Raw genomic sequence first — 20,329 nt, forward strand, 5'->3', positions numbered from 1 at the left:
GGTCGCTTTACAGCCACCCGCGAAACTCTGTTTATACCGGCGCTTAAACTGCAACCAGACGCACACTCGCGCCTTCGCCGACGCCCAGGGCTTCAGCGGTTGCAAGGTCCAGGATCACCGGTTTGCCCGGCGCGTAGTCCAGTTCCAACATCACCGCACGGTAGTCCTGCAACTGCGCGTTGCTCACCAGGTACTGGCGGCCGACGCCCTTGATCATCTCGCCGACTTTCACCGGCACCACGCGGCTCTGGGCAATCGAGCGAATGCCCGAAACCTTTGCGTGCAAGGTCGGGCCACCGTCGAAGATGTCGATGTAGTGATCGGTCTCGAAGCCTTCACGCATGAGGATATCGAAGGTGATCTGTGCACGCGGGTGTACCTGGCCCATGGCTTCCTGCGCTGCGTCCGGCAGCAGCGGCACGTAGATCGGGTAATGGGGCATCAGCTCGGCGAGGAAGGTACGGCTTTTCAGCCCGCACAGGCGCTCGGCGGCGGCATAGTTGAGGTCGAAGAAGTTGCGCCCGATGGCGTCCCAGAACGGCGAATCACCGTTCTCGTCGCTGTAGCCGACAATCTCGGTCACCACCGAGTCGGCAAAGCGCTCGGGGTGGCTGGCGACAAACAACAGGCGACCACGGGAATTGAGCTCCGACCACGGCGAACCGACCAGTTCCGGCACCACATAGAAACTGGTGAGCAGGCTGTTGCCGGTGAGGTCATGGCACTGGGAAAGCACGTGGATCTTGTTGTGGATCTTCAGCTCGCGGGAGGCATGCACGAAGGTTTCGTTACGGAAACTGTAGAACGGCTCGGAGTAACCCGCCGAGGCGACGATCGCCGAACAACCGGCGAGCTTGCCGGTCTCGGTATCTTCAAGCACGAAGAAATAACTCTCTTCACCGTTGAAGCTTACCTCGGCCGCGAAGGAGGCTTCGCTGGCGGCGATCTTGTCGCTCAGGCGTTCCACATCATCGGGCAAGGAGGTGACACCAATCGGGCTGTCCGCAGCCAGACGCTGTACCTCGCCCAGATCAGCCATTTGCGCGGGGCGCATCACCAGCATGGTGTCACTCCTTAACTCGAAAAACTCATAGGAAAAAATACCGGGCAGGCCTGAAAACAACACCTATCCCCATGTAGGGCCAACTCCAATGTGGGAGGGGGCTTGCCCCCGATAGCAGTGTGTCAGTTGATGAATCAAGTGACTGACCCACCGCTATCGGGGGCAAGCCCCCTCCCACATTTGACCCGGTCAAGCCAATCAGGCTTGCGTCAATGCTTTTACAGCACGTTCGAAGCGATCCAGGCCTTCGTTGATGTCCGCCTCTTCCACCACCAGGCTCGGCGCGAAACGCACCACGTCCGGGCCGGCTTGCAGAATCATCAGGTTCTCTTTCTCGGCGGCGTTGAACACGTCCTTGGCCTTGCCCTTGAACGCATCGCTGAGTACACAACCGATCAACAGGCCCATGCCGCGCACCTCGGTGAAGATGCCGTACTGCTTGCCGATCTGCTCCAGGCGCGCCTTGAACAGGTCGTGCTTGGCGTTGACGCCAGCCAGCACCTCGGGGGTGTTGATCACGTCGATCACCGCTTCGGCCACCGCGCACGCCAGCGGGTTGCCGCCGTAGGTAGTGCCGTGGGTGCCGACCACCAGGTGCTTGGCCAGGTCTTCACGGGTGAGCATGGCCGCAATCGGGAAACCGCCGCCCAGGCTCTTGGCGCTGGTGAGGATGTCCGGCACCACGCCGTAGTGCTGGTAGGCAAACAGGTGGCCGCTGCGGCCCATGCCGGTCTGCACTTCGTCGAATACCAGCAGCGCGTTGTTGGCGTCGCACAGCTCACGGGCGCCTTGCAGGTAGGCCAGTTCGGCCGGCAGTACACCGCCCTCGCCCTGGATCGGCTCCAGCACCACGGCGCAGGTCTTGTCCGATACGGCGGCTTTCAACGCAGCCAGGTCGTTATAAGGAACGTGGGTGATCCCGGTAATTTTAGGCCCGAAGCCGTCAGAGTACTTCGACTGACCGCCGACGTTGACGGTGAACAGGGTACGGCCGTGGAAGCTGTTCAGCGCGGCGATGATCTCGTACTTTTCAGTGCCGAAACGATCGAACGCCACGCGACGGGCCAGCTTGAACGCGGCCTCGTTGGCCTCGGCGCCGGAGTTGCAGAAGAACACACGTTCGGCAAAGGTGGCGTCGATCAGCTTATGGGCCAGGCGCAGGGCCGGCTCATTGGTGAATACGTTGGAGACATGCCACAGCTTGTTGGCCTGTTCGGTCAATGCCCCGACCAGCGCCGGGTGGGCGTGGCCCAATACGTTAACCGCGATGCCGCCGGCAAAGTCGATCAGCTCGCGACCGGCCTGGTCCCAAACACGCGAACCTGCGCCACGCACGGGAATGAAGGCGGCAGGTGCATAGTTGGGCACCATGACCTGGTCGAAATCGGCACGTTGCACCGGGGCTTGCTCAACGGACATCGTAGTCTCCTGAAGAGGAACGCCTGCCTGGAACTGGCGGGCGATGCAGGGATTGTAAGGACAGTTTTCAGCGCGGCCTTGCCGCCAAGCGACAACTTCTTATAGCGCCAACCCGCGATTTTCCTGGGTTTACGCCAATGCGACAAATTGCGTCGCAATGGCGCAGTTTAAACGGTGTGTCGCCGGAGAGGCAGGGGCACGGACCGCTGATTTTGCCGTGGGCAATAACTATCTGCGCCTTAGTGCACGCTCAGGCTTGCTCTGATGACGTTGACTCGACTCATTGAAGGATCAGCCACGTGTCCACCCCCACTCTGCTCGCGCAACACCTCATACTCGCCACAAACAGTGCACCCGCCAGCCTCCCCGCGGCGTTGCCGCAATGGCTGGGCAACGCTTCAAGCGCCAGGCGCCAGGCCCTGAAAGAGACTACCCCCCTCTTCGTCGACTGGCATATCGACACCCGACGCCAGCAGCAGGCTCCGCTCAAACTGGCGGTGGCCGCAAGCTGGGAGGCACAGAACCGGGTGGACACCGCCCTGGCAACGCTGCAGACACCTGAGGAATTTGCCACACCCTTACTGCAACAAGCGCTCCGGCAGCGCTTTGGCGCAGAAGCCGATGTCGCGGCCACTTACCTGCGGCTCTACACGCCCTTGAATACGCCGCTGCTTGCCCTACCCACCGCAGCCGTCAAAACCTGGAACGTATCACTGGTACAGGCTGCCCTGCATAACTTCGACACCGCCGAAGCCGAAGAAAACGCCTACACCGTGGACTCGACGTTCATCACCCAAATCTCCGACTCCGGTCAATTCAGCACCCTACCGAAGGTGAAAGCCCAGATCGGCATTGCCCCCTTCATCAAGCTGTGCCGCGAACTGGACATCGGCAAACAATACCAACGCTATCTCAAACGTTTTTTCGGTTTCGAAGACGCCGTGCTCAAGGCCGCGCTGCGCAACAAAGTCACCCAGAACCTCAAAGCCGATGCGCGGGCCGCCTTGCATATGGCGCGATTGAAGAAGGATGTGAGTGACTCGGTGTTTCATTTGCTCGATCGCCAATTGGCTGGCCTGGAGGGCATGATGCTCGAGGGCAAACCACTGCTCAGTCATGACCTGAGCCTGATGGGCGCACCGCTCACCGGCATGGTGCTGTTCGCCGCCGACCTGGAGCTGCACCGCACTGCAGTTCCCATGGTCGCCTACATCCCCGGCGACCCTCAGAGCCCGTTCAAGTACTACCCCAATGGCATGGCGTTCATGCAGGACCTCACCGGCAAATTGCGCAGCGCCGACTACCAGCAGTTTTTCAGCCGTTTCGTCAGCCACGAGCATCGCGGCTACTTCCTGGCTGACCTCAATAGCCGGCTGTCCCAAGTGGTCTGGCATCAGCATGCCCCCGGCGACGCGCGACCGACCTGGCGCGACAAGCCCTCCGCCAAACCGAACCTGCAATTTTCAGCCGCGAAAACCCAGGGTGACCTGTTCGAGCACTTGTACGAGGCCAAACTCAACCAACTGCTCAATGACGCGCGCACCAGTGCCGTACCCACCGCCGACGCCGACAGCAAGGCGCGGTGGCAACGCTGGGAGAGCTTGAAGAAAATCGGTGAAACCCTGCTGGAAATCGCCGCGTTTATCGCAACACCCCTGGTTCCACCGCTGGGCGCGCTGATGCTCGGCTACACCGCCTATCAACTGCTCGATGATACCTTCGAAGGCATTGTCGACTGGGCCGAAGGGCTGAAGAAACAAGCGCTCGGGCACTTGATGTCGATCACCGAACAAATGCTCCAGCTGGGCATGTTCGTGGTCGGTGCGCCCATCGCGCAAGGGTTGCTGCGACAGGCATTGCCCAAAGAATTATGGGACTTCTTCGACAGACTTAAGCCCGTCACCTCTGATGACGGTAAAACTCGCCTGTGGAACCCTGATCTGCAACCCTACTCCCACGATATACAGCTGACCGCCGAATCACGTCCCAACGACAAGGGGTTGCACGGCCACCAGGACAAACAGCTGCTGCCACGCGACGGGCAGTATTTTGCCGTCGAGCAGCAAGAAGGTAGCGCTTTCCTGCGGCACCCCACGCGCGCCCACGCCTATCAGCCGCGCATCACCGGCAATGGCAAAGGTGCCTGGGTGACAGAGCTGGATCAGCCACTGACCTGGGACCGCACCACCCTGTTGCGCCGCCTCGGGCCGCCCGCCGACAGGCTCAGCGATGCACGCCTTGAGCAGGCTCTTGTTATCAGCGGCACCGATGAAGCCGCCCTGCGCAAGATGTATATGGATCGCGAGCCGGCGCCTCCTCTGCTGGCCGACACCCTCAAGCGCGTCAACATCGACCAGCAGTTGCAAGACTTCATCGACCAGATGAACAGCGATGATCCAACGCAATACCAGCAAGCCGATCACCAGACGCAGCTATGGCTGCTGAGCCAGACCGCCCTGTGGCCTGAATCCAAAACCCTGCGGCTGCTCAACGCCAAGGGCGAAACCGTATGGGAACACCAGGGCCGATCTGATGCCGCTGTGGCACAAATACATGAAGCGCAAGTAAAGAATGGCGACCTGCTGAAAACCCTGCTGGAAACCCTTGACGAAGCAGAACGCAAAACCCTGCTGGAAGAAGAGTTCGGCGGCCCCAGCCTGCAACTGCACGTGCGCGCCGCCACCTTGCGCAAAAAACTGGCGCGCCAGGCCCAGGAAAAACGCGCCTCGCTGTTTGACGCTCGCTACTGCGGACTGGAGTTGGCCCGGGATGCACGCGTGCAAAAAATCATCGACACCGCACCCGGCCTGCCCACCAGCGCGGCTGAAGAGGTCCTGCGCACAGCCACCGGCCAAGAGCTGTTGGACATCGACCAAGGCACCTTGCCAATGCAGCTGATCGATCGAGCCCGCTGGGCTGCCCATGAAGTCAGAGTCAATCGGGCGCTTGAGGGGTTGCATATGGACGCTCTGGAAAACAACGACACGCACCGGCTCGCCCTGCACTCATTGGAGAACCTGCCAGGCTGGTCCGCCCAAGTGCGCCTTGAAATAACCGACTTCAGCCGTACCGGCAAGGTACGCGACGCCATCGGCCGCCCTCAGGCCGCGATCCAGCGTGTACTGGTACGCACCATAGAAGGCGATTTCATTCCCGAAGGCGACAAGGGCGCACTGCTCGCAGAGACCGACTTCTACACGGCCGTTCTTCAGGCTCTTCCCGACGCGCAGCGAGACGCCCTGGGCATTCATATCGGTCAAGGCCCCCTGCTCAGACAAACGCTGCTCGAACATGCCCTGCCACGAGAAGCACTGGGCAAGCTGTTGGCCGAGGTTCCCGTGCGCAAACCCTCCTTTGACCCCAGGAAAATGCGCCTGCCTGGCGGTATGGAGGGCTATGAAGCGAGTCAATCCGCGCCGGGCAGCAGTGGGCAAGAGGCGTTGGAAAGCCAGTTGCTGCATGAGCTGTACCCCAACCTGCGTCCGGATCAGGTGGCCGAGGCGCTCGCGTTCCTGCGCACTCAGACCCCATCGACCTTGCGCAGGCTTCAGCACATGCAGCGGGAATTTTTACAAATGGAGACCAACCTGACGGCCTGGCACCTCAACCCGCCACGCACCCTGCTCGGTACCCAATTGCCGATAAACACAGACCTGATCATCGCCGAACAGCAAAATCGCTGGCATTGGAAACAACAACTGATCCGTGCCTGGCGCCACGAAACCCCGGTAGACCACTACAATCCCGACGCGCGCGGAAACATGTTGGACCTCACCTGGCCGGTCTATGGCGAGCTGCCGCCACTCAATGCCAACTTCCCCACCATCACCTACCTGGAACTGAGCGGCTATCCCGGCACCCAAGGCGTACCTGGCTTCCTGGCACGCTTTCCCAGCCTGCGCGGCGTGAGTATCCGTGACATCAAGCTCACAACACTGCCGAATGAACTCACGACACTGCCCAATCTCAACACACTGACACTACGCAACTGCGGCCTTCGCCTGATCGAGCAAAGCCGAGCCAGCCTTGGCGCCCTGCGGGAACTGAAAACCTTGGACCTGTCCAACAACCCACTGGAACTGGCCCCCAACGTTGAGCGCATGGCCCAGCTGCAGCGGTTGGACCTCAGCCAGACAGGTATCAGCCAGTTCCCCGCCGGCCTGGTTGACCGCCCTCAACTGGTGCATGCCAACCTCAGCGACAACGCCTTGCAGACCTTGCCCGATGCCCTGTTCGCCCTGAGCAGTGAAGACGCCAGGGCGTTTGACCTCACGGGTAACTCCACCATCACGCCTACGACCTTGAAGAAGGTAAAAACTTATTGCCAGAACACCGGCGAACATTTTGGCGTAGACGCCGACGTCGACGAACGCCGCCTGGTTCATCAGCTTTATCCGAGCTTCACCGACCGCGAAGCCAGCCGGTTCATTTTCGGACTCCCCGGCAGCCTGGACGAGTCCCTGCCGCAACTCGTGCACCTGAAGGCAGACTATGAGCGCCTGCAAACCGACCTTGAACAATGGGCCGTGGACGTACCGCAACAGCACCCACGCACCAACGCCCCGCTGGAGCAACAGGCACAAGCGCAACAACAGGTGCTGCGCCAACAGTTCAAGGCCTTGCTTGAGACGTGCTGGCGACGGGAAACGCCCCTGGATACCACGCGTACAACACCGGCAGACACACATGAACTGGTCTCGACACTGCCCGTTCTGGGCGATCTGCCGCAGTTGAATGCCAAGTTCAACCATGTTTCGAAACTGGACCTGAGGGGCGAAGAAACCACGTCCATCCCCGTCGGCTTCCTCAAATGCTTCCCCAATCTGGAGAGCCTGCTGATCCATCGCTATGCTTTGTCGGATATTCCATACGAAGTGTTCCAACTGCCGAAGCTCAAGACACTCAGTCTGTCGCGAAGTCATATCCGCTTGACACCCACCAGCGCTGATGCCTTGAGCGGCCTGGAAAACCTGGAATACCTGGACCTGAGTGACAACTCACTGGAAATCACCCCCGACGTCAGCAAGATGCCCAGGTTAACCACATTGCTGATCGAAAACTGCGGCCTCACCCAAGCGCCCCACGGAACCTTCAATCTGCGATCACTCAGTCAACTGAACTTGAGCGACAACCAGATTTCCATGCTCCCCAGCGATATCCTGGAAGTGAACCCTGACCTGGCTGACGGTTTCGACCTGAGTGGCAACCGTTTCACGCCGACGACGCTCATCATGTTGCACCGCTACTACAACCGCACGGCCGTAAGTTTCGGCGTGCCGGAGGCCATTCAACTCCCGGCGAACATTCACGACCCCGAGCTTTCGACCGAGTCGTCTGAAACAGACGTGGACGAGTAGAAATCAGCCGCGCTCGGAGGGCACCGAAGACAATTCGAACGGGCTGCTGCTGCGCCGCTGATTGCGGTCTTCACGAGGGGTCGCGCCGAAGAAGTTGCGGTAGGCACTGGAGAAGTGGGGCCCCGAGGAGAAGCCGCACGACAAGCCGATCTGGATGATCGACTTGCTGGTTTGCATCAACATCTGGCGTGCCTTGTTCAGGCGCAGTTCCAGGTAGTACTGGCTGGGGACGCGATTGAGGTACTGCTTGAAGATCCGTTCAAGTTGTCGTCGCGACACACAGACATGTTGGGCTATTTCGTCGGTGGTCAGCGGCTCTTCGATATTGGCTTCCATTAACAGCACCGCCTGGGTCAGCTTCGGATGGCTGGAACCCAGGCGGTTTTGCAACGGGATACGCTGGCGCTCGCCGCCTTCGCGGATACGCTCCACCACCAGTTCCTCGGAAACCGCGCCGGCCAGTTCAGCACCGTGGTCACGGGCCAGTACCGCCAGCAGCAGGTCGAGTACCGACATACCGCCACAGGCGGTGAGGCGATCGCGGTCCCAGTCAAATAGATGGCTGGTGGCGATGACCTTGGGGAAACGTTCGGCGAAATCGTCCTGCCAGCGCCAATGCACGGCGGCGCGGTAGCCGTCGAGCAGGCCCAATTGTGCCAGTGGATACACGCCGGCCGACAAGCCACCAATGACACATCCGGCCCGCACCAGTTGCTTGAGCGCCGTACTCAGCTGCGAGGCAATCACTGTCGGCGGCTCGTCGGCCAGCAGGAACAGTTTCTGAAAGCCTTCAAGCTTGCCGCCCCATGGCTCGCCCGGCAATTGCCAGGCCCCCTCGGTCTGCGGTTCGGCCTGCAGAAACGATAACTCGTAGACCACCTCCGGATGCACCCGCTGGGCAACGCGCAAGGCCTCCTCAGCCAGCGCAAGCGTGAGTGCTTTTGTGCTGGGCCAAATCAGGAAACCAATTTTGTGGGCGGTCATGGAGTGCTATCCGAAGCGAAAACAGTGAAAGAAGCGTGGGCCAATGCTAGCCCGTAAACCAACACAAATCTCAAAAACAATGACGATCCAATATGGGAGGGGGCTTGCCCCCGATAGCAGTACATCAGATACACATTTGCTGACTGATACACCGCTATCGGGAGCAAGCCCCCTCCCACATAAGGCACCAGCAATTTCAGCCGGGAATGACTATTTCAAGCTGCCTGAGAGAAATTGCTGAAGGCGCACAGACTGCGGGTTCACCAGCACTTCCCGCGGGTTGCCGCGCTCTTCAACAATGCCTTTATGCAAGAACACCAACTGGTTCGACACTTCACGGGCAAAGCCCATTTCGTGGGTGACGACCACCATGGTGCGGCCTTCCTGGGCCAGGTCCTGCATGACTTTGAGCACTTCGCCCACCAACTCGGGGTCCAGCGCCGAAGTAGGTTCGTCGAACAGCATCACCTCAGGTTCCATCGCCAGGGCACGGGCAATCGCCACGCGCTGCTGCTCGCCGCCGGACATATGCCCAGGGAACGCATCCTTGCGATGGCCCACACCGACCTTCGCCAGGTAGTGTTCGGCCTTCTCGCGGGCGTCTTTCTTCGACATGCCCAGCACGTGCACCGGCGCTTCCATCACGTTTTCAAGCGCGGTCATGTGCGACCACAGGTTGAAATGCTGGAACACCATGGACAGGCGCGAACGCATGCGCTGCAGTTGCTTGGGGTCGGCCGCCTTCATCGCGCCGTCCTTATTGGCCACCAGTTTCAGCTCTTCGTTATTGAGCAGAATCTTGCCGGCATGGGGCTGCTCCAGCAGGTTGATGCAGCGCAAAAAGGTACTTTTGCCCGAGCCACTGGAGCCGATGATGCTGATCACATCACCGGCCGCGGCGGCCAGGGACACTCCTTTGAGCACTTCATGACTGCCATAGCGTTTATGCAGGTCTTGGACTTCAAGTTTGTACATGCGGTCGGTTCTCACAAAAACAGGTGGTCAGTCGTTGAGCAAGCGCCCGTGACGCAGCGCTTCGCGCCCCGCCACCTTGGCCAGCCAGAAACCCGCTTGGGCATAACGCAGCCGTTCAACGGCAAACAATACCCCTGAGGTACCCGCGCAAATGATGCTGACGCGGTCTTCCAAGGGGTCAATCACTTCAAAAATCGGCTCGCCGCTTTCCACCCAGTCACCGGCCTTACGCAGGTAGCTGATCACCCCGGCGTGGGGTGCAAAGAGCAATTCGGTGCCTTCGAAGGGCACGCCTTCACAGGGTTCGTATTGCGGCGCAGGCCACTCTCCCTTGATCAGCCCCTGTTCGGCGAGAAACGCCAGGATGCCTTCGGCGTGGAAGATGGCTTCATCGCGGCCGGTGTCGGCCTGGCCGCCCAGTTCCAGGGTCGTGGCCAGGCACGCCAACGGAATCTGTGCCTCGGGGAACGCCCGGGACAAACGCAGCCAAGGCAGCGAGCACGCCTCATCAAACGAGCTGCCACCGGAATCTTCCGCCAGCAGGCCGACCTTTACATTCAAATGCGCCGACAACGAGCGCCACTGCGGCCAGTGCTGGGGCAGCGCGTACATGTGCAGCGCGGCTTCGGCATCGCAATGCAGGTCGAGCACTATGTCAGCGGTACAGGCGTGACTGAGCAGGATGCGCTGCATGCCCTGCAACTGGCTGCTCGGCTCGGGCAAGGCGCTGAGCGTATCGCTCATGGCCTGGCGGATCATGCGTACGTTGGCGTGGGGGTCGTCACCCAGTTTGCCTTGCAGCAACTCGGCCACCGGCTCGCTCAGCTCGACAAAATCGCGATTGAAATTCTTACCGCTGCCGACTTCGAAACGCCCTTGGTGGCTGCCCTGCAACAACTGGCCGAGGCCCATCGGGTTGGCGACCGGCACCAACTCGATTACGCCGTTGAGGGCGCCTTGCTGTTCCAGCTCCACAAGGCGCTTTTTCAGCTCCCAGGCGGCACGCATGCCCGGCAACTCATCGGCGTGCAGGCTGGCCTGGATATAGGCCTTGCGCTCGCCGCTGCCGAAGCGGAACACGCTCAACTGGCGTTCGCAGCCCAGGTGGCCCCAGGGCAACAGATGATCGATACGTTCCATATCAGTGCTTCCGTGGAGCCAGGTAGCTCAGCCAGCGGCGCTCGGCCAACTTGAACAGGCGCACCAGGATAAAGGTCAGGCACAGGTAGAACACACCAGCGGTGATATAGGCTTCGAACGGCAGGTAGTACTGCGCGTTCACCGTGCGCGCGGCACCGGTGATGTCGATCAAGGTCACGATGGAGGCCAGGCTGGTGGTCTGCAGCATCATGATCACTTCGTTGCTGTACTGCGGCAGCGCGCGGCGCAGGGCCGACGGCAGCAGGATGCGGCGGTACAGCTTATAGCGCGACATGCCCATGGCCTTGGCCGCTTCGATCTCACCGTTAGGCGTGGCCTTGAGACTGCCGGCAATGATCTCGGCAGTGTAGGCGCTGGTGTTGATCGCGAACGCCAGGCACGCACAGAACGTGGCGCTGGACAGCAGCGGCCACAGGAAGCTTTCGCGCACCACTTCGAACTGGGCCAGGCCGTAGTAGATCAAGAACAGCTGCACCAGCATCGGCGTGCCGCGGATCACATAGGTGTAGAGCCAGGCCACGCCGTTGACGATCGGCTGCTTGGACACCCGCATCAAGCCCAGGGGCAAGGCCGCGAGCAAACCGAAGAACAGCGAGATGGCGAGCAGTTTCAGGGTGGTCAGCAAACCGCCAAGGTACAGCGGCATGGCCTCCCAGATGACGTTGTAGTCGAAGATCATAGATCAGCCGCCCTTACGCCTACCGAGTAGCGCTTCTCAAGATGACGCAAGGCCAGCAACGACACGCTGGTGATCACCAGGTACATCGCCGCCACTGCGAGGAAGAAGGTAAAAGGCTCGCGGGTGGCATCGGCCGCCTGCTTGGCCTTGAACATCATGTCTTGCAGGCCCACCACCGAAATCAGCGCGGTGGCCTTGGTGAGTACCAGCCAGTTGTTGGTAAACCCGGGGATTGCCAGCCGAATCATCTGCGGCACCATCACCCGGAAGAACACCTGGAAACTGCTCATGCCATACGCAAGGCCTGCCTCGGCCTGGCCTTTGGGAATGGCCATGAAGGCGCCGCGGAAGGTTTCCGAGAGGTAGGCGCCGAAGATGAAACCCAGGGTGCCGATACCGGCCGCCAAGGGGTTCAAGTCGATATAGTCGTCGTAGCCGAGCATCGGCGCAACGCGGTTAAGCAAGTCCTGGCCGCCATAGAAAATCAACAGGATCAGCACCAGGTCGGGGATCCCGCGGATCACCGTGGAGTACAAGTCGCCCAGCCAGGCCAACCAGCGCACCGGCGACAGGCGCAACGCGACCCCGATCAGACCCAGAACAATGGCCAAGGCCATGGACGACAAGGCGAGCTGAAGCGTCAACCATGCGCCATCGAGGATGACGGCCCCGTAGCCTTTCAACATGATTCAGGTCCTCGAAAAGGGGGATGAAAAAATGGCGCAAACCGCAGGAATTCTGGTGCTTGCGCCATTCTGGACAGACAGCCGCGAGTCCTTACTTGGTTTCCGGGCCGTAGATATCGAAGTTGAAGTATTTGTCCTGGATGGCCTTGTACTTGCCGTTGGCGCGAATCGCGGCAATGGCAGCGTTGATGCGCTCCAGGTTTTCCTTGTCACCCTTGCGAACCGCGATGCCGATGCCGTCGCCGAAGTATTTGGCGTCGGTGAAGGACGGGCCGGTGAACCCGTAGCCTTTACCGGCTGGGGTATCGAGGAAACCTTCCTGCAGCAGGGTGGCATCGGCCACGGTACCGTCAAGGCGACCGGCTTCCACATCCAGATAGATCTCGTTCTGCGAGCTGTAAGGCACGACCGTGGCGCCTTTAGGGGCCAGGACTTCCTTGGCGAAACGGTCGTGGATCGAACCACGCTGCACGCCGATCTTCTTGCCCTTCAATTCATCCAGGCTTTCAGTGACGGCAGTGCCTTCCTTCATCACCAGACGCGCAGGGGTCAGGTAGTAGCGGTTGGTGAAGTCCACGGATTTCTTGCGGTCTTCGGTGATGGACATGGACGACAGGATCGCGTCGATCTTGCGCACTTTCAGCGCCGGGATCAGGCCATCGAATTCCTGTTCGACCCAGGTGCACTTGACCTTCATCTCTTCGCACAGGGCGTTGCCGATGTCGTAGTCAAAACCGACGATGCTGCCATCCGGCGCCTTCGAGGCAAACGGAGGGTAAGCCGCTTCGATACCAATTTTCAGTGGCTTGCCTTCGGCGAAAGCCTGCATGGACAGCACGGACAGCGCCAGGGCGCCCAACAGCACGAGTTTCTTCATCTTGGGACTCCATCGGTATGGGGCAAAACAGCAGTATGAGCCATGGCCCACGATGCGGCGAAGGTGTAACCGAATAGCGGTGCTGCGTCCTGCTCGGGCAACACCTGCGACGACGAGCGAGTGATCGGCATTCTAACGACAGCCCGGAAGCCGATATTTCCTCAATGCGACAACAATTTACAGAAGCACTGAGAAAGCGGTTCCAGCACATTGACAGCCTCTGGATTTTGTGCAGAGACAAAAGATATTAAACCCATTGGTGCTGCAAATTGCGGGCCTATTATTCGCAAACCCTTCTGGCACGGCAAGTGTGGCGTTTAATCTTATTTATCAGGGTGTCTAAAACACGGTTTTTAGGAGCGCAGGCGTGGTGCAATGCCTCAGGTTTGGGCGGAGGGTTACACATTTGCGCTTGGCGGTAACATTCTGAAACGTCCTACAGGAAAAACCGATATTTATTGGCTTAGTGGTTATGAGGTCTGCCATGCCACCTACGAGTCTCGACACGGAATGCATTCAAATGTGGGAGGGGGCTTGAAGAAAAAAGCCCCATCCGGCTCACACCGAATGGGGCTGTGTCCCACCAACTGCGCCTTACGCGACGTTCATGGTCTTGTGCGTCTCAATCAAATGCGCCACCACCCCTGGGTCTGCCAGGGTAGAGATATCCCCCAACCCGTCATATTCAGCCGTGGCGATCTTGCGCAGGATGCGCCGCATGATTTTCCCCGAACGCGTCTTCGGCAGCCCCGGCGCCCACTGGATCACATCCGGCGAAGCAATCGGGCCGATTTCCTTGCGCACCCAGTTCTTCAGTTCCAGGCGCAACTGCTCGCTCGGTTCCTCGCCACCGATCAAGGTGACGTACACATAGATGCCCTGCCCCTTGATGTCATGCGGCACACCCACCACCGCCGCCTCGGCGACTTTCGGGTGGGCGACCATGGCGCTTTCGATCTCGGCGGTGCCCATGCGATGGCCGGACACGTTCAATACGTCATCCACACGCCCGGTGATCCAGTAGTAACCATCCTCGTCACGACGGGCACCGTCACCGGTGAAGTACATGCCACGGAAGGTCTTGAAATAGGTATCGACGAAGCGGTCGTGGTCGCCGTACAGGGTACGCGCCTGGCCCGGCCACGAATCGAGGATCACCAGGTTGCCTTCGGCGGCGCCTTCGATCAGGTTGCCCAGGTTATCCACCAACGCCGGCACCACGCCAAAGAACGGGCGTGCCGCCGAACCCGGCTTGAGCGCATGGGCGCCCGGCAGCGGGCTCATCATGTTGCCGCCGGTTTCGGTCTGCCACCAGGTGTCGACGATCGGGCAACGGGATTGGCCGACGTTCTTGTAGTACCAGTCCCAGGCTTCCGGGTTGATGGGCTCGCCCACCGAACCCAGCAAACGCAGGCTGCTGCCATCGGCGCCTTCGCAGGCGGCAGTACCGGAGGCCATCATGGCGCGGATCGCGGTCGGCGCGGTGTAGAGGATATTGACCTTATGCTTGTCGACGATCTTCGCCACCCGGGTGATGTCCGGGTAGTTCGGCACGCCTTCGAACAACAAGGTAGTCGCGCCATTAGCCAACGGGCCATAGACGATGTAGGTGTGGCCGGTGACCCAGCCGACGTCGGCGGTGCACCAGTAGATTTCGCCTGGGCGGTAGTCGAACACACGCTCGTGGGTCAGGGCTGCATACAGCAAGTAGCCGCCGGTGGTGTGCTGTACGCCTTTAGGCTTGCCGGTTGAGCCAGAGGTATAGAGGATGAACAGCGCTTCTTCGGCGCCCATCTCTTTGGGCGCGCACACGGTGCCCGCCACTTTCATCAGGTCTTCGTACCAGATATCGCGATGCTGGTTCCACTTGATCGCACCGTTGGTGCGCTTGCACACGATGACCTTCTGGATGCTGCTGGTTTCCGGGTTGGTCAGGGCGTCGTCGACGTTGGCCTTGAGCGGAATCTTCTTACCGGCGCGAATGCCTTCGTCGGCGGTGATCACTACCTTCGACTTACAGTCGATAATGCGACCGGCCAGGGCTTCCGGGGAGAAACCGCCAAATACCACCGAATGGATCGCACCGATGCGGGTACAGGCCAGCATGGCGACCACGGCTTCGGGGATCATCGGCATATAGATAGTCACCACGTCGCCGCGATGCACATCCTGGCCACGCAGGGCGTTGGCAAACTTGCAGACTTCTTCATGCAACTCGCGGTAGGTGATATTGCGGCTCTCGGCAGGGTCATCGCCCTCCCAGATGATCGCGATCTGATCGCCACGCTCGGCCAGATGACGATCCAGGCAATTGTAGGAAACGTTCAAGGTGCCATCGGCGAACCACTTGATGTCGACATGGTGGTCGTCGAACGAGGTCTGCTTCACCGCGGTGAAAGGCTTGACCCAGTCAAGGCGCTTGGCTTGCTCACGCCAGAAACCATCGGGGTTGACCACCGACTGCTGGTACATGGCCTTGTAGGTTGCCTCGTCGGTCAGCGTGTTGGCTGCTACTTCGGGGCGAACGGGGTACAGGGAAGCCGCACTCATCTTTCTTACCTCGGTGACATAGTTGTTGTTGTATGGCCCCTGTTGTAGCCGGGGTGGGCCTATAGAACCATTCGACGATGGTAGTAACAAGACCCTACAAATTGCCCCCCTATGCCGGCTTACCGCTCTGGCCCGCGACCTGTGGCGCTTTGCGGGTGACTGAAAAAACTTTGATCGACGGATTGTTACAAAAACCGCCAAAGGTGTTTATCAAAAGCACGGGTATATGAATATAACGCGCAGGCTTAGAATCACTTCCGCCAACCAAGGCACTGTGATTAACAACGTAACAGCCCCCACGAAGGCACGTTAATCCGAACTTCCCAACTTTTAAGTTACACACGCGGCCTCACAAGGGCCCCGTGACCCCTTTCGCCCTGAAGAAGGTAATGAAGAAATGAAAGCTCTATTAGTTATGGCCCTCAGCAGCTTGTGCGCCACCGCCGCCCTGGCCGACGAGGCCCCGACTGAGCTGGCTGGCCAGAACGCACCGATCGTTGAGGACTACACCTATAGCACTCACTTGGATGTGGCCAAAGTATTATCCATGAGCAACATCCCGGAAGTATGCGAGGTTGTACCGGTGAAGATGGAATATGAAGATTCGCAAGGTCAGCGGCATATTCTTAATTATCACGTGATGGGTAATGGTTGCTCTAACGGGTAATTAGTTGGTTAGTGGTTTCTTAATCGCCGCAAGAAATCGTTCTTGCGGCAAAGAGCCGACCCCGACCGCGGCGTGCTTCAAATGTGGGAGCTGGCTTGCCTGCGATGGCGCCATCCGACGCACCAGTGCAACCTACTTCATGCACTCTACTCCGGCCTGAGACCTTCAATTACATCTTTCCGCTCTTGCAAGAAATTCTCATCCGCCTTGGGCAAATCGGCCAGCGACAACCAACTGGGCCCTACTGGTCGCAATATAATCGTGTCCCCCTCGCGGATAATTTCCAGTCCCCCCCTTCGTAAGCCATATCCTTGGGCAAATGGATCGTCTGCCCCTTGTTATCCCTAATGATTGAAACAGTGCGCAAAGCAGTCGCCCTCCTTCGTAGTTGATTGACCCAATTTAAAGGACTCCGTCATCGCGGAGCAACGCGAGTACGCATAATCTGACGACCACAAGCCGCTCAGTAAAATACCACCACCGCCCGTCAAAATTTCCTACCCCGCCAAACCCCCTGCAAACCCTCACCCCGGCCCAAATACCCGCCTTTTTGTCCGCTCACCGAGACAATCCGCCCCAACACAAACCCAATTTTTTCCCTATAATGCGCGGGTAAATCGGGCCTGCAATATCCCTTTACACAGGGATGAAGAGCCAGACCTGAGACATCCCGCGCGAGCTTGCACCTAGTGCTGCGCACCTCAAGCCTCACGCAGAGCACCCGTAGCCCTATTCCGTTTAATGCGTGCGCTAGCTGCAACAAACGATTCCTTAAGATCCACCGCGGCCTTTGGGCCGTGTGAACACCCAACCATCCGGTTTCACACGGGCACCTTTGAGCCCTCACGCAGGAGACGACACGTCATGCTGAGCTGGGACGAATTCGACAAAGAAGAAGAAGGCGAAGTAGCCGCTAAAGGCGCCAACGCCGGCCACGCCACCGAAGCCAACATGGACCGCCTCGACGGTGCCGGCGCCGCTGCCGCCATCGAAGCCCGCGCCGTCACCGCCAGTGATTCGGCCGCCATCGTGCGCGCCAAGGCCGCCCTGGACAAACTCGACGTCGCCGAAGGCCTCGCCGAACTCGAAGGCGCCTCCGCCCGCGTCGCCGTCGACGAAAAACGCATGATCAACTGCCGCGCCGACCTCAACCAACTCGTACCCTTCAAGTACGACTGGGCCTGGCAGAAATACCTCGACGGCTGTGCCAACCACTGGATGCCGCAAGAGGTCAACATGACCGCCGACATCGCCCTGTGGAAAAACCCCGAAGGCCTGACCGACGACGAACGCCGTATCGTCATGCGCAACCTCGGCTTCTTCTCCACCGCCGACTCCCTGGTCGCCAACAACCTGGTGCTGGCCGTGTACCGCCTGATCACCAACCCGGAGTGCCGCCAGTACATCCTGCGCCAGGCTTTCGAAGAAGCGATCCACACCCACGCCTACCAGTACTGCATCGAATCGTTGGCCATGGATGAAGGCGAGATCTTCAACATGTACCACGAGATTCCATCGGTCGCCAAAAAGGCAGCCTGGGGCCTCAAGTACACCCGCTCGATCTCCGATCCGAAGTTCGAAACCGGCACCGTCGACACCGACAAGGAACTGCTGCGCAACCTGGTCGCCTACTACTGCGTGCTGGAAGGCATCTTCTTCTATTGCGGCTTCACCCAGATTTTGTCCATGGGCCGTCGCAACAAAATGACCGGCGTCGCCGAGCAGTTCCAGTACATCCTGCGCGACGAGTCAATGCACCTGAACTTCGGTATCGATGTGATCAACCAGATCAAAATCGAAAACCCGCACTTGTGGGATGCCGAGATGAAGGAAGAAGCGACCCAGATGATTCTGCAGGGTACGCAGCTGGAGATTGAATATGCTCGCGACACCATGCCTCGCGGTGTGCTGGGTATGAACGCGGCGATGATGGAGGACTACCTCAAGTTTATTGCTAACCGTCGTTTGTCGCAGATTGGCTTGAAGGAAGAGTACCCAGGCACGACTAACCCGTTCCCTTGGATGAGTGAGATTATGGATTTGAAGAAAGAGAAGAACTTCTTCGAGACCCGTGTGATCGAGTATCAGACGGGTGGGGCGTTGAGCTGGGATTGATCCAGACAAGCACTAAAGGAAGCCCTGACATGTTCAGGGCTTTTTTTCGTCAGTGAGAAAGGAGTTTGCCATTTCTTGAAGTACATCACGTCGAGCACCTGGCCCAGAAGGGTTCGGATCGCATCACCAATGCTGTAGCCTTGTGCCCCAACTGCCATCAGCGTTGTCACCGATCGAGTGATCGGGAGGCTTTCACCGAAGGGCTTTACGCCAAAATCGGAAGATTGGCACGGGAGTAGACTCCTGCTGTCACACCTGATGCATGCACAAAAACACTAGATAGGATCGAGGCCAACCCGTGAACCCAGACATGCTCGAAGCCGGCCCCGCAGACGCCAAAGTACTTTCCGTCTTTGACTTCGACGGCACCCTCACCCACCACGACAGTTTCGTGCCCTTCCTCAAGTTTGCCTTTGGCCCCGGTGAGTTTTATGGCCGGATGGTCAAGCTGGCGGTACCGGGGCTGCGCTTTTTGGTGCGGCAGATCAGCCGGGATGAATTGAAGGCGCAGTTGATCCGCACCTTTATGACTGGGGTGGAGAAGACGTGGGTGCAGCAGAAGGCCGAGGAGTATTGCCAGCGCAATTGGGCGCGGTTGATGCGCCCGGCTGGGGTGTTGTCGGTGGAGCAGGAGTTGGGCTCGGGAGCGGTAGTGACGCTGTGTTCGGCGTCGCCGGCGTTGGTGTTGCAGCCGTTTGCCGATCGGCTTGGGATCCGCTTGATCGGGACTGAGCTTGAAGTGGTGGACGGGGTGCTGACCGGTAAGCTCACGGGGAATAATTGCCGCTGTGAGAATAAGGTGCTGCGGCTTGAGGCCGTGTATGGCGACCTGGGGGAGTATCGGCTCAGAGCCTGGGGCGATACGCGTGGGGATCGGGAGTTGCTGGCGGCGGCGCAGGATGCGCATTTTCGGCATTTTCATGCGAAGAAGAAAAAGCGGGCTCGGTTGCAGCGGTGATGCGGGTAATTGGGATCGGTGGAACACCGAGTCGATCCCTTCGCAGCCTCGCTGGGGCTCGACAGCTCCCACAGTTGAGCGGTTTAGGCTTGAGGGTCGCGCACTAGCATGGGGTGCTTGGGGTTGAGCGGTTAAACGAAGAGCTTTGCTTATCGGCTCTTGGCCGAAGCGTAGACAGTGCTACTGTTCCCGCTTGCCCACCGCTAATACGAGGATGACTATTCGATCGTCCTCAACACGGTAGACCAGCCGAAAGCCGGCACCACGTAATTTGATCTTGTAGCAATCCTTCATTCCATAAAGCGCGTCCGCTGGAACCCGCGGGTGATCTTGGCGCTCCTGAAGTTTGCGCAAAAACTGATGACGAATTGTACCGTCCAGTTTCTTGAGCTCTTTTAACGCCTTCGGATCCCACTCAATACTAAACTCAATGCCCATTGGCGATATCCGCCTCTGCCTCAGCAATCAGCTCATCAAGGGAAACCCGAATCGGTACCTCCTTGGCGTCCAACCTCTCCTTGACCAATTGCACCAGTTCCAGCTCATCAAGACGCTCAACCATCGCCTCGTATACGCTAGCCGGGACCATATAACCCATCACGCGATTATGGTTGAGGACAGCCACCGCCGAGCCGTTGGCTCCGTTCATGACGGATGAAGGGTTCTTTTTGAGTTCGGATACGCTGACGGCCACGTCAGCCAAAACAAGTTGCATGGAGATCTCTCCTTTTAAAACAGGTCGTTATTTTGGTCTTTTTTTCGCTTCCCCACAAGCTGCTGACGGGGAGGTTACTTGAAGTGATTTTTGTTTGATGCATAGGCACCCTCCTACGGGATG

The 20,329-nt window shown here is 59.1% G+C and carries 14 protein-coding genes and 2 pseudogenes; 5 read left to right on the forward strand and 11 right to left on the reverse strand.

Features of this window, described 5'->3' with window-relative positions:
* Nucleotides 1-43: 43 nt before the first annotated feature.
* Complete coding sequence (gene aruF / locus TU73_RS19550; RefSeq protein ID WP_043050346.1) at nucleotides 44-1,063, reverse strand: arginine/ornithine succinyltransferase subunit alpha; 1,020 nt, start codon at nucleotides 1,061-1,063, stop codon at nucleotides 44-46.
* Between the two features lie 198 nt (nucleotides 1,064-1,261).
* A complete protein-coding gene (locus TU73_RS19555) occupies nucleotides 1,262-2,482 on the reverse strand; it encodes an aspartate aminotransferase family protein (RefSeq protein ID WP_057013607.1) in 1,221 nt (406 codons plus the stop codon).
* Nucleotides 2,483-2,781: 299 nt separating this feature from the next.
* Here TU73_RS19555 and TU73_RS19560 point away from each other — a divergent pair, with 299 nt between their 5' ends.
* Complete coding sequence (locus TU73_RS19560) at nucleotides 2,782-7,839, forward strand: leucine-rich repeat domain-containing protein (protein WP_057013608.1); 5,058 nt, start codon at nucleotides 2,782-2,784, stop codon at nucleotides 7,837-7,839.
* A 3-nt stretch (nucleotides 7,840-7,842) separates the two neighbouring features.
* Here the strand turns inward: TU73_RS19560 and TU73_RS19565 are convergent, their stop codons facing one another.
* The 7 genes from TU73_RS19565 to acs form a co-directional block, all read right to left on the reverse strand.
* Nucleotides 7,843-8,823, reverse strand: a complete 981-nt coding sequence (locus tag TU73_RS19565) for a GlxA family transcriptional regulator (RefSeq protein ID WP_057013609.1) — start codon at nucleotides 8,821-8,823, stop codon at nucleotides 7,843-7,845.
* A gap of 210 nt (nucleotides 8,824-9,033) precedes the next feature.
* Entirely contained in the window at nucleotides 9,034-9,798 is a 765-nt protein-coding gene (locus tag TU73_RS19570; RefSeq protein ID WP_046069190.1) for an ABC transporter ATP-binding protein, read from the reverse strand.
* A 27-nt stretch (nucleotides 9,799-9,825) separates the two neighbouring features.
* The gene (locus tag TU73_RS19575) at nucleotides 9,826-10,938 is read right to left on the reverse strand and encodes a succinylglutamate desuccinylase/aspartoacylase family protein (protein WP_057013610.1); all 1,113 of its coding nucleotides are present in this window, start codon (nucleotides 10,936-10,938) and stop codon (nucleotides 9,826-9,828) included.
* Between the two features lies 1 nt (nucleotide 10,939).
* The gene (locus TU73_RS19580; RefSeq protein ID WP_003193625.1) at nucleotides 10,940-11,638 is read right to left on the reverse strand and encodes an ABC transporter permease; all 699 of its coding nucleotides are present in this window, start codon (nucleotides 11,636-11,638) and stop codon (nucleotides 10,940-10,942) included.
* A complete protein-coding gene (locus TU73_RS19585; RefSeq protein WP_010208305.1) occupies nucleotides 11,635-12,324 on the reverse strand; it encodes an ABC transporter permease in 690 nt (229 codons plus the stop codon). Before TU73_RS19585 ends, TU73_RS19580 begins: the two co-directional genes overlap by 4 nt.
* Before the next feature lie 91 nt (nucleotides 12,325-12,415).
* Nucleotides 12,416-13,201, reverse strand: coding sequence for an ABC transporter substrate-binding protein (locus TU73_RS19590; protein ID WP_057013611.1), 786 nt, complete (start codon nucleotides 13,199-13,201; stop codon nucleotides 12,416-12,418).
* A gap of 594 nt (nucleotides 13,202-13,795) precedes the next feature.
* Complete coding sequence (acs, locus tag TU73_RS19595) at nucleotides 13,796-15,751, reverse strand: acetate--CoA ligase (protein WP_043050340.1); 1,956 nt, start codon at nucleotides 15,749-15,751, stop codon at nucleotides 13,796-13,798.
* Nucleotides 15,752-16,148: 397 nt separating this feature from the next.
* Between acs and TU73_RS19600 the strand changes: the two genes are divergently transcribed.
* From TU73_RS19600 to TU73_RS19610, 4 genes and pseudogenes are all read left to right on the forward strand, one after another.
* The gene (locus TU73_RS19600; protein ID WP_046069194.1) at nucleotides 16,149-16,418 is read left to right on the forward strand and encodes a DUF2790 domain-containing protein; all 270 of its coding nucleotides are present in this window, start codon (nucleotides 16,149-16,151) and stop codon (nucleotides 16,416-16,418) included.
* A gap of 864 nt (nucleotides 16,419-17,282) precedes the next feature.
* Nucleotides 17,283-18,533 carry a ribonucleotide-diphosphate reductase subunit beta gene (locus TU73_RS19605; protein WP_046069195.1) on the forward strand — a complete coding sequence of 417 codons (1,251 nt, stop codon included), beginning with the start codon at nucleotides 17,283-17,285 and terminating at the stop codon, nucleotides 18,531-18,533.
* A 65-nt stretch (nucleotides 18,534-18,598) separates the two neighbouring features.
* A pseudogene (locus tag TU73_RS28510) lies at nucleotides 18,599-18,772 on the forward strand (HNH endonuclease); the annotation flags it as partial.
* 71 nt (nucleotides 18,773-18,843) lie between these two features.
* A complete protein-coding gene (locus tag TU73_RS19610; protein ID WP_057013612.1) occupies nucleotides 18,844-19,491 on the forward strand; it encodes an HAD-IB family hydrolase in 648 nt (215 codons plus the stop codon).
* 149 nt (nucleotides 19,492-19,640) lie between these two features.
* Here the strand turns inward: TU73_RS19610 and TU73_RS19615 are convergent.
* Both TU73_RS19615 and TU73_RS19620 read right to left on the reverse strand, forming a co-directional pair.
* Nucleotides 19,641-19,929, reverse strand: a pseudogene (locus tag TU73_RS19615) (type II toxin-antitoxin system RelE family toxin).
* On the reverse strand, nucleotides 19,919-20,206 hold the full coding sequence (locus TU73_RS19620) for a type II toxin-antitoxin system Phd/YefM family antitoxin (protein WP_057013613.1): 288 nt from the start codon (nucleotides 20,204-20,206) through the stop codon (nucleotides 19,919-19,921). The pseudogene TU73_RS19615 and the gene TU73_RS19620 overlap by 11 nt, the downstream one beginning before the upstream one ends.
* Between the last annotated feature and the right edge of the window lie 123 nt (nucleotides 20,207-20,329).

This window comes from Pseudomonas libanensis, assembly GCF_001439685.1.
Lineage (GTDB): Bacteria > Pseudomonadota > Gammaproteobacteria > Pseudomonadales > Pseudomonadaceae > Aquipseudomonas > Aquipseudomonas libanensis.